This window comes from Actinomadura harenae (assembly GCF_003696215.1).
GTDB lineage: Bacteria > Actinomycetota > Actinomycetes > Streptosporangiales > Streptosporangiaceae > Spirillospora > Spirillospora harenae.
Genome location: NZ_RFFG01000004.1, coordinates 181,043 through 189,948, shown reverse-complemented (window position 1 = coordinate 189,948; position 8,906 = coordinate 181,043). Strand labels below are relative to the sequence as shown.

At 74.6% G+C, this 8,906-nt stretch carries 8 protein-coding genes; 6 read left to right on the top strand and 2 right to left on the bottom strand.

Going from position 1 to position 8,906, the window contains the following annotated elements; translation table 11 throughout:
* The first annotated feature begins 173 nt into the window (after positions 1-173).
* The 3 genes from EBO15_RS03920 to EBO15_RS03910 are packed head-to-tail and all read left to right on the top strand — an operon-like array spanning position 174 to position 4,188.
* Complete coding sequence (locus tag EBO15_RS03920) at positions 174-1,361, top strand: hypothetical protein (protein WP_233615915.1); 1,188 nt, start codon at positions 174-176, stop codon at positions 1,359-1,361.
* Positions 1,358-2,830: a hypothetical protein gene (locus tag EBO15_RS03915; protein ID WP_122192905.1), complete on the top strand. Its 1,473-nt coding sequence runs from the start codon at positions 1,358-1,360 to the stop codon at positions 2,828-2,830. Before EBO15_RS03920 ends, EBO15_RS03915 begins: the two co-directional genes overlap by 4 nt.
* Positions 2,827-4,188 carry an AAA family ATPase gene (locus tag EBO15_RS03910; protein WP_122192915.1) on the top strand — a complete coding sequence of 454 codons (1,362 nt, stop codon included), beginning with the start codon at positions 2,827-2,829 and terminating at the stop codon, positions 4,186-4,188. The genes EBO15_RS03915 and EBO15_RS03910 overlap by 4 nt, the downstream gene beginning before the upstream one ends.
* Before the next feature lie 42 nt (positions 4,189-4,230).
* On the opposite strand, the gene EBO15_RS03905 is transcribed toward EBO15_RS03910, so the two are convergent.
* Positions 4,231-5,037, bottom strand: a complete 807-nt coding sequence (locus EBO15_RS03905; RefSeq protein WP_122192904.1) for an ABC transporter ATP-binding protein — start codon at positions 5,035-5,037, stop codon at positions 4,231-4,233.
* 263 nt (positions 5,038-5,300) lie between these two features.
* Between EBO15_RS03905 and EBO15_RS03900 the strand changes: the two genes are divergently transcribed.
* From EBO15_RS03900 to EBO15_RS03890, 3 genes are all read left to right on the top strand, one after another.
* On the top strand, positions 5,301-5,840 hold the full coding sequence (locus EBO15_RS03900) for a hypothetical protein (RefSeq protein ID WP_233615914.1): 540 nt from the start codon (positions 5,301-5,303) through the stop codon (positions 5,838-5,840).
* A 132-nt stretch (positions 5,841-5,972) separates the two neighbouring features.
* On the top strand, positions 5,973-6,683 hold the full coding sequence (locus EBO15_RS03895; protein ID WP_122192902.1) for a thioesterase family protein: 711 nt from the start codon (positions 5,973-5,975) through the stop codon (positions 6,681-6,683).
* Between the two features lie 146 nt (positions 6,684-6,829).
* Positions 6,830-7,045 (top strand): hypothetical protein, encoded by a 216-nt coding sequence (locus EBO15_RS03890; protein WP_122192901.1) that lies wholly within the window; start codon positions 6,830-6,832, stop codon positions 7,043-7,045.
* An 83-nt stretch (positions 7,046-7,128) separates the two neighbouring features.
* Here EBO15_RS03890 and EBO15_RS45740 read toward each other — a convergent pair whose 3' ends face one another.
* Positions 7,129-8,826, bottom strand: coding sequence for a coiled-coil domain-containing protein (locus EBO15_RS45740; protein WP_233615912.1), 1,698 nt, complete (start codon positions 8,824-8,826; stop codon positions 7,129-7,131).
* Between the last annotated feature and the right edge of the window lie 80 nt (positions 8,827-8,906).

The following is an 8,906-nucleotide window of genomic DNA, read 5'->3' as shown; positions in this document are numbered from 1 at the left end:
GCGGCCCGGCGCGCGGCCGACGTCCTGGACGACGCGGCGCTGCTGTTCGGCGGCGGGCTGCGCGTCCTGCCCCGCCGCACCGGCACCGGCGGCGGCGCGGGCGCCGGAACCGACCATGACAGGACCACAGGCGCGGGCGTGAGCCCCGACGACACGACGAACCGGCGACGGCGATGAGCAGAGACGACGACCACACGGCGACCGACCTGTCCCACCTGCGCGGCGGCGAGACCGCGCGCAACCACGACGCCCGGACGATAGCGGCGCTGACCGCGAACCCGGGCTGCGCGCGACGCGGGGTGATGGACGCCGCCGCGGTGGACAAGGACGCGGTCGCGCGGCACCTGGGGTTCGGCGCGCCGTTCGGGCAGTCCCAGTTCGCGATCACGCGAGGGAACGCGTTCGAGGCGCAGGTGAAGGCGGACGGCTGTGCCGAGCTGCTGGCGCTGCTGCGCGACCGGCTCGGGCTGGAGATCCCCGAGGTCGCCTACGACGACCTGGAGTCGGTCGGCACCGAGAGCCGCGAGGTGCGGCACACCCGGACCCGGCACCTGATGGCGCGCGCCCTGGAGTCGGGCGCGGGCACGATGTTCGACCATCCGCTGCTGCGGCTCGACATCGCCGGGCAGCGCGCCTACCTGGAACCGGACGTGATCGCGTTCCAGCTCGGCGGCCGGTTCCACGTCGTGGAGGTCAAGTCCTTCGCGGTGGTGGACGGGCAGGCCGAGCCGGAGCAGGTCGCCGCGGCGGCACGGCAGTCGGCGGTGTACGTGCTGGCGCTGCGCGAGCTGGTCGCGGGCCTCGGGCACGATCCGGAGCGGGTGTCGCACGAGGTGTTCCTGGTCTGCCCGGAGAACTTCTCGAACCGTCCGACGGCCACGCCCGTGGACGTGCGGCCGCAGCTCGCGGTGGTGCGGCGGCAGCTCGCGCGGCTCACCCGCGCCGAGGACATCGCGCGGGACATGCCGGACGGGCTGACGTTCGCGCTCGACGAGGGCCTGTCCGACACGGTCCGCGCCGTGGAGGCCCGGTACGCGCCGGAGTGCATGTCGAGCTGCGAGATGGCGCTGTTCTGCCGGGACGAGGCGCGCGCGTGCGGGGCGACGGGGACGCTGGGACGGTCCGTCCGGGACGAGCTCGGCGGGGTGGACAGCGTCGTGACGGCGCTCGACCTCGCGCGGGGCGTCCGGGAGCCGTCCGAGGACATGGCCGAGACGGCCGAGCAGTTGCGGGTCGCCGCCCGGCTGCGGCGGGAGGCGCTGGCCTCGGCTCCGGCGCCCGCGCCTCCCGTGCAGGAGGCGTTGCCGGCGCCGGCCGGCGTCCCGGCGCGCGGCGCGGGCGTCCTGGAGCGGACGGCGTGAGCACGCTCACCGCGCTCGCCCAGCTGGAGGCCATCGCGTCCGGGCGGGCGGAGCCGGTCGCGACCGTCCGGCACTGCCACCTCAGCGAGACGCCGCTGGTGATGATCCCGCTGAAGCTCGCGGGCGAGGCGGCGGCGCCGCTGGCGACGATGCTCGGCACCGACCGGAACGAGCCGACGCTGATGGTCGTCCCGCAGCCGCGCAACCGCGACCTGCGGTTCGGGTACGCGGCGGAGCTGGCCAAGGCCGTCGTCGAGCACGTCGAGGCGGAGCGCGGCGCGACCGAGACGCTCGAACCGTCCAAGGACGGCGAGGAGCGGGTCCGGTACGAGCGGGCGCCGCAGATCATCGTGCCGAACCGGGGCGGAGTGGGGTTCCTGCGGCTGCTGGGACGGTCCACGCGGTTCCGGAGCGTCGAGGGGCCGTGGGCGGTCGATCCGGCCGTCCCGATGCTGGGCCGGTGGCTGACCTGGTTCGCCGACCGGAACGACCGTCCGGGGTCGTCACTGCTGCTGGCGCTGACCGAGACGCTGCGGCTGCACTGGGCGACCGGGCAGAGTTCGCTGGAGGACGGCAACCTCGCCGCGCTGATGGGCTGGATCGACCCGCCCGAGGGCCTGGACGGGCCGTCCGCCGCCGCGCGCGCCGAGGATCCGGTGCTGTGCCCGCCCGCCGGCCCGGCGACCGACCCGACGTTCGACAACGAGGTGCTCGCCCCGGCGATCGCCGCGTTCGACGAGAGCGGCGGCGAGCCGCGCGCCGAGGAGCGGATCCGCGCCGCCGTCGCGTCCCAGCTCGTCCCGACCTGGGACCTGGCCTGGCGTGCACTGGACATGCTGCGTGCCCTGCCGGAGGGCGCGAGCGTGCCGAAGCGCTGGGAGCGGGACCGCGACTCGTTCACCTACTTCCATCGCGAGTTCGCGGAGAGCCCGCCGCAGGCGAAGCTGGACGACGCGGTCCGCGCGGCGCGCCGCCTGCACGATCTGGAGCGTTCGCAGGAGTCGTACGAGGCGCAGCGCGCGTTCGACGATCCCCTGGTGATGGCCGAGCAGCGGCTCGCGGGCCAGGCGTTCGGCGGCGTGGTCACCGAGACCGAACCGGAACGGCTGGACGAGTCGGGCAAGCGGCCGAAGCTGCGTCCGTACGTGCGGATCCGCACGGAGGACCCGGTGCGCCTGGACGAGGGCGCGACGGTCGTGAACGCGGCCCGCCCGGGGCTCAAGGGGAAGGTCGTGGAGATCGACGGCCAGGACGTCCTGCTGGAGCTGACCGGCGGGATGGGGCGCAAGCTCACGGCGGAGCCCGGCGTGGTGCCGGAGCCGGGGCAGCGGGTCGTGTTCACGTCCCGGACGGCCGACTCGTGGGGGGCGTCGAAGTTCCCCGAGCGCGAGGACACCCCGTGGACGCACGGCGGCCCGCCCGCCGAGTACGAGCCGGCCGACGAGGACGCGACGGAGGTGTGGTCGTGAGCGCCGGAACGCGGCCGACGAGCCCCGCCTCGCAGGCGGGCCCAGGCGCCGAGGCGAGTCCGGCCGCGGAGGCGAACCGGGTCGTCGAGGCCGTCCTGGCCGATCTGGCGAGGGACCACCGCGGCGTCGTGGTGGACTCGCCGCCCGGCGCGGGCAAGTCGACGCTGGTCGTCCGGGCCGCCGCGCACCTGGCCCGCGCGGGCGAGCGGCTGATGATCGTGGCGCAGACGAACGAGCAGGTCGACGACCTGATCGACCGCATCGCCACCGACCATCCGGACCTGACGATCGGGCGACTGTCGGCGGCCGGGTACCTGGCGTCCGATCGGGTGACGGCGCACGCGTCGGTGCGGGTCGCGCTGAAGGCCGACGACATCGCCGACCGGACGATCGTGATCGCGACGGCCGCGAAGTGGGCGACGCTGACCGACGGGTCGTGGCCGTGGGCGATCGTGGACGAGGCGTACCAGATGCGCTCGGACATGCTGCTGCGCATCGCGGGCCGGTTCGAGCGGGCGCTGTTCGTGGGCGACCCGGGCCAGCTCGACCCGTTCTCGACGGTCGAGGTCGAGCGCTGGGCGGGACTGTCGTGGGACCCGATGCGCAGCGCCGTGTCCGTGCTGCTCGCGCACAATCCGGAGCTCCCGGTGCACCGGCTTCCGGTGTCGTGGCGGCTTCCGGCGTCGGCGGCGCCGGTGGTCTCGCAGGCGTTCTACCCGTTCACGGGGTTCCGGTCGGGCACCGGTCCGGGAGACCGGCGGCTCGAGCTGGGCACGGGCGGGATGGGAACGTCCCACGACCGCGCCGTCGAGGAGGCCGCGGCGACCGGATGGTCCCTGTACGAGCTGCCCGCGCGGCACACGCTGCGGACCGACTCCGAGGCCGTCCGGGCAACGGCGGCGCTGGCCGTGCGGATGCTGCAGCGCGGGCCCGTCGCGCACTCCGAACGCGGCGAGGCGCCGGTCGGGGCGGACCGGATCGCGATCGGAGCGGCGCACCGCGACCAGGTCGCCGCGATCCGCCTCGCGCTCGGACCGTACGCGGGCGAGGTCACCGTCGACACCGCCAACCGGTTGCAGGGCCGCGAGTACGACGTGACGGTGGTGCTGCATCCCCTGTCCGGACGGCGCGACGCGACCGCGTTCCACCTGGAGTCGGGGCGGTTGTGCGTGCTGGCGTCCCGGCACCGGCACGCGTGCCTGGTCGTGGCGCGCGCGGGCATCCCGGAGCTGCTGGACGCGCATCCGTCGGCGGAGCCGGTGCGGCTCGGCGTCCCGGTGAGGTTCCCGGACGGCTGGGAGGCGAACCAGGCGGTGCTCGCCCGGCTCGGGGAGCACCGCGTCCGCGCCGATACCTGAGCGGCGGGCCGGAGCCGGGCCGTCAGCGGCCGTCAGCGGGCGTCAGCGGCCGCCCGCGGTGGCGGCCCAGCGGCCGTTCGCCCGCGTGACCGCGACGGGATGGTCGAAGCAGGCGCTGACCAGCTCGGTCGTGAGCACCTCGTCCGCCGGGCCGGACGCCAGCACCGCGCCGTCGCGCAGCAGCATGGCGTGGCTGGTGGAGGTCGGCAGCTCCTCCAGATGATGCGTGACCAGGACGGTCGTGAGGTCCGGGCGGTTCTCGCGCAGGACGTCGATGGCGGCGAGGAGGCGTTCGCGGGCGGCGAGGTCGAGGCCGGTGGCGGGTTCGTCCAGCAGCAGCAGCGGCGGGTTCGGCATCAGCGCGCGGGCGATCAGCGCCCGGCCGCGCTCCCCCTGGGACAGGTTCGGCCAGCGGGCCTCGGCGCGGGGCGTGAGGCCCATGAGCGCGATCAGCTCGTCCGCGCGGGACAGTTCGGCGTCCGAGGGCGTCCAGCGCGGGACGAGTTCGATGGTGCCGGTCGCGCCGGTCAGGACGATCTCCCTGACGGTCCGCGCCGATTCCAGAGGATGCCTGGGGTTGACCTGCCCTATAAGCGTCCGCAGGTCGTGCACGTTCACGCGGCCGAGCCGGTGCCCGAGGATCTCGGCGGTGCCGCGGGTGGGGTGGGTGTAGGCGCCGAGGATGCCGAGCAGGGTGCTCTTCCCCGCGCCGTTCGGGCCGATCAGCGCCCAGTGCTCGCCGGTGAGGACGGTCATCGAGACCCGGTCGAGCAGGGTCCGGCCGGAACGGACGAGTTCGATCTTGTCGGCGTTCAGGACGACGCCGTCCACGACGGGGCTGAGGGGCACGGATGACCTCCGGAATCGGGCTCGGCGGCGCGTGCGCGTACGCGGTCTGCCACAGGGGTGGAGGGCACGGGGCCGGGACGGACGCGGCACGTGAGCGGCGTGCGGGACGGGGGCCCTGCCGGGATCGCCGGGGCGCGGGCGGCACCGGGGAACCACGGTATCGGACGGGCCCCCGGCCCCCGGGCAACGGGGCCGAATCCGGGCAAGATCGAATCGTGCGGGGCGGGTACGCGGGCGCCCTCCTTCCGGATACTGTGAGATCGGTGCCAGCGATCAGGGGGAAGGGCATGGAGGACATCGGCTTCATGTGCGCCCGGTGCGGCGGCGAGGTGCATGACGTCACCCACAACCGCGAAGGCGCGCTCGACACCGTGGGCTACCGGCACAACCGCCGCGTGGAGCCCTGGGACCACGCGCTCGAGCTGGCCGTCGGAACCCCCGCCGCGGCCGACCCGACCTGCGACTTCTGCGCCGCCGCAGACCCCAGCTGGCTGTACTACCCCACCCTGGACCCCGAGGCGACCGACATGTTCGAGGTCGAGCTCGACACCACGCACCTGTCCGACGACGACACCGCCGTCGCGGTGCTGAACATGCTGTACCCCTGGTTCGCCTGCGACACCTGCTCGGTGCTCGTCGCCGACCGCAACATCGAGCTGCTGATCGAGCGGGCGCTGGAGACCCGTCCGGTCCCCGAGGACGGCCCCGTGGACGAGGAGACCGTGCGGGCGCGGCTGAACGGGTCGCTGTCGGTGTTCTTCTCCACGCGTCCGGGGCGTCCGCAACCGTCCCGCGCGATCTGACGCCCCCTCCTCCCCGCCCTCCCTCTCGCTCCCCTTTCGAACTTTCACCGACTTTTGACCGAATCCGGGCCTTTTGGTGAGCCCCGCTAGGATTCGACCGTTCCAACAGATCTCTCGCGCGGGGGTTCCCACATGCTGGTGGAGGCACGGTTCCACGGTCCGGACAACTCGGGCAACGGCGGTTATGTCGCCGGTCTTCTGGCCTCCGGGGTGTCCCCTCAGGCCGCCCCCGAGGCGGTGCGGGTCGCGCTGCGCCTGCCGCCGCCGCTGGAGACCCCGCTGCGCGTCGCCGACGAGGACGGCGCCCGCGGCCACCTGACGCTCTGGGACGGTGACCGCCTGGTCGCCGAGGCCCGCGCGGACACGTTCTCCACCGGCGCCGTCCCGGCCGTCGCGCCGGACGTCGCCGCGCGCGCCGCCGAGAAGTTCAACGCGGGCGGCGACCACCCCTTCCCCGGCTGCTTCGTGTGCGGTCCCGACCGCGCGCCCGGCGACGGCATGCGCCTCGCGCCCGGCCCGGTGGACGGCGTGGACGGCACCGTCGCCTGCCCCTGGACGCCGTGGGACGCCCCGACGTCCGCCCTCATGTGGGCCGCGCTCGACTGCCCCGGCGGCTGGGCGTTCGACCCGGCGGGCAGCCGTCCGGCGGTCCTCGGGACCATGACCGCGCGCGTGCACGCGCTGCCCGAGGCCGGCGAGCCGTGCGTCGCCGTCGGCGCCGCACGCCGCCGGGACGGCCGCAAGATGTTCGCGGGCAGCGCGGTCTACGGCGCGGACGGCCGCCTCCTCGGGCAGGCCGAGCAGATCTGGATCGAGGTCGACCCCGCGCGCTTCCGCGGATAGGGGAATCCTCCCAGGCGACACCCATGATCCGGAGTCGGACGACATGTCCGCCCGACGGATCGCTGGAAATGTGTCGCGCGGCACGGTTCGGGACGGCGACAATCGCATTGAATCTGAGCATCTGCGGCCAACGGAGGTCGGACCAGATGACCGAAAACGCCGTCCTCGTCCTCGCCGTGGCGGCCCTCGCCGTCTACATGGGGATGAGCTGGGAGCGCGCACGACGCGCGATGTTCGACGTCAGGCAGAGCCGGCGGCGGGTGACCACCCTGCGCGCCACCGCGAGCAGGGAACGCGGGAACAGCATTTGGATCCTCGCGTGCACGCTGCTGGCGGTCGTCCTGATCGTCCGCTATCTGTAACGAAACCAACGACCGGTGGCGGGTGCGCAACGCACCCGCCACCGGTCTCGTTCGTCATGCCGCCCTGCGACGGGCGGATCAGGTCACGGCCCCTGGAAGAGCGGGTCCTCGGGGTCGTCGGGGCCTCGGCGGTGGCCGTTCATCCCGTTCCCGTTCATCCCGTTGCCGTTCGCCCCGTTGCCGTTGCCTCCGTTGCCGTTGACACCGCCGCCCACGTACGGCGTGCCGCCCGTGATCGAGGACGGGATGCCGACCGGGCCGGGCACCGGAGCCGCCAGCGGCGCCGCGGACGCGCCCTCCGCCGACGGGTAACCGCTCTTCGGGTCGGCGGTCGGGTAACCCCGCCCGGACTCACCGGGCGGATAGACGTGGGACGGGTCGCCGGGCGGGTAGCCGTTCGACGGATCGGGGAGCGGGTAGCCGCTGGACGGCTCGGGCGGCGCGAACGGGACGCCGTGCCCGGTCGTGGACGGCGAGCCCGGCATGCCTCCGTTCTGCGGCGGAACGGGAGGGGCGCCGTCCGGGTAGCCCTGGAGGTCCGGCGCCATCCCGGGGGCGCCCGTCGTGTTCGGCGAGGGGGCACCGGGCAGGCGGCCGGCGGGCAGGTTCGACGACAGCGTGTTGTGCGTGAACTGGTCGATCTGGCGGCGCGCGCGGTCGGCCTCGGCACGGGCGGCGTCGCGCTCCTCGGCGAGCGCGGAGAGCGCGGCCTGCTGCTCGGCGACCGACTGCGACAGCTGCCGGATCTGGAGCGCGTGCTCGTTCAGCTTGCCGAGCAGGTCGTCGCGTTCGGCGATCGCCTGGGACGCCTGCTCGCGCGCGGCGTCCCGCTCCTTCACCGCGTCCTCGGCGAGGGCCTTGGCGCGGACGTTCTCGGCCTCGGACTCCGACTGCGCGCGCTGCGCGGCGGTGCGCTCGGCCTCGGCCTTGCTCGCGGACTGCATCGCGCGCTGGCGCTGCGCCTCGGTGTCGCGCATCGAGGCGCGCAGGTCCTCGGCGCCCTGCTTGGCGACGACGGCCTCGACGCGCTGCTTCTCGGCGGCGCCCTCCGCCTCGGCGACCTTCGCGTGCTGGGCGACGAGGTCGGCGCGGGTGCTCTCGAGCGCGGCGAGCAGCTCGGTCTCGCGCGCGGCGATCCGGTCGCGCTCGCTCTCGGCGGCGAGCTTGGCCGTGACCGCCTGCTGGGCGATCTCGTGCGCCTCCTCCCACGCCTTCTGGGCGGCGTCCCGCTTGGCGGTGGCCTTCTTGGCGTCCTCGCGGGCGCGGGTGGCGTCCTTGTCGGCGGCGTCGGCGCGCTGCCGCGCGTTGCCGGCCTCGCTGCGGGCCTCGTCGGCGCGTCGCTGCGAGGCGTCCCGCTCGCTCTGCGCGACCGACAGCTCGCGCGCGGCCTCGGCGCGGACCTCGGCGATGCGGCGTTCCACGCCGGCGACGCTCAGTTCGGCGGCCAGCGACCCGGCCAGCGCGTCGGCGGCCTGCTCGAGCCGCTCGACCATCTCCCAGGTGGCCGCGACCTGGCCGGTGAGGCCGGGGGCGTCCCGGCCGCGCTCGCGCCGCTCGTGCCCCTCGCGCACGCAGGCGCCGTCGTTGTCCTGGCAGTAGCGGATGGCGCGGACGGCACCGACCGGCTGCGGCACGGGACGCCCGCAGCTGGCGCACGGCCAGACCGTGACGGGCTCTCCCATCCGTGCGACCTCGCCGCTCCCGGAGGTCCGGGCCACGGCGTCGCCGGAGACCTCCCGCTCCGGAACACCCGAGTTGTCGCGCTCGTCACTGTTAGGCATGGGATGAACTTTACGCACTTCGCGAAGTGTCCGCAGAGACTGGCGGGACGTGTGGGAACCACCACGCTCGAACGATCACC

Coding starts and splice junctions, on each gene's coding strand:
- EBO15_RS03920 (WP_233615915.1), top strand. CDS start 174: ATGAGCAGAGACGACGACCACACGGCGACCGACCTGTCCCACCTGCGC.
- EBO15_RS03895 (WP_122192902.1), top strand. CDS start 5,973: ATGCTGGTGGAGGCACGGTTCCACGGTCCGGACAACTCGGGCAACGGC.
- EBO15_RS03890 (WP_122192901.1), top strand. CDS start 6,830: ATGACCGAAAACGCCGTCCTCGTCCTCGCCGTGGCGGCCCTCGCCGTC.
- EBO15_RS45740 (WP_233615912.1), bottom strand. CDS start 8,826: ATGCCTAACAGTGACGAGCGCGACAACTCGGGTGTTCCGGAGCGGGAG.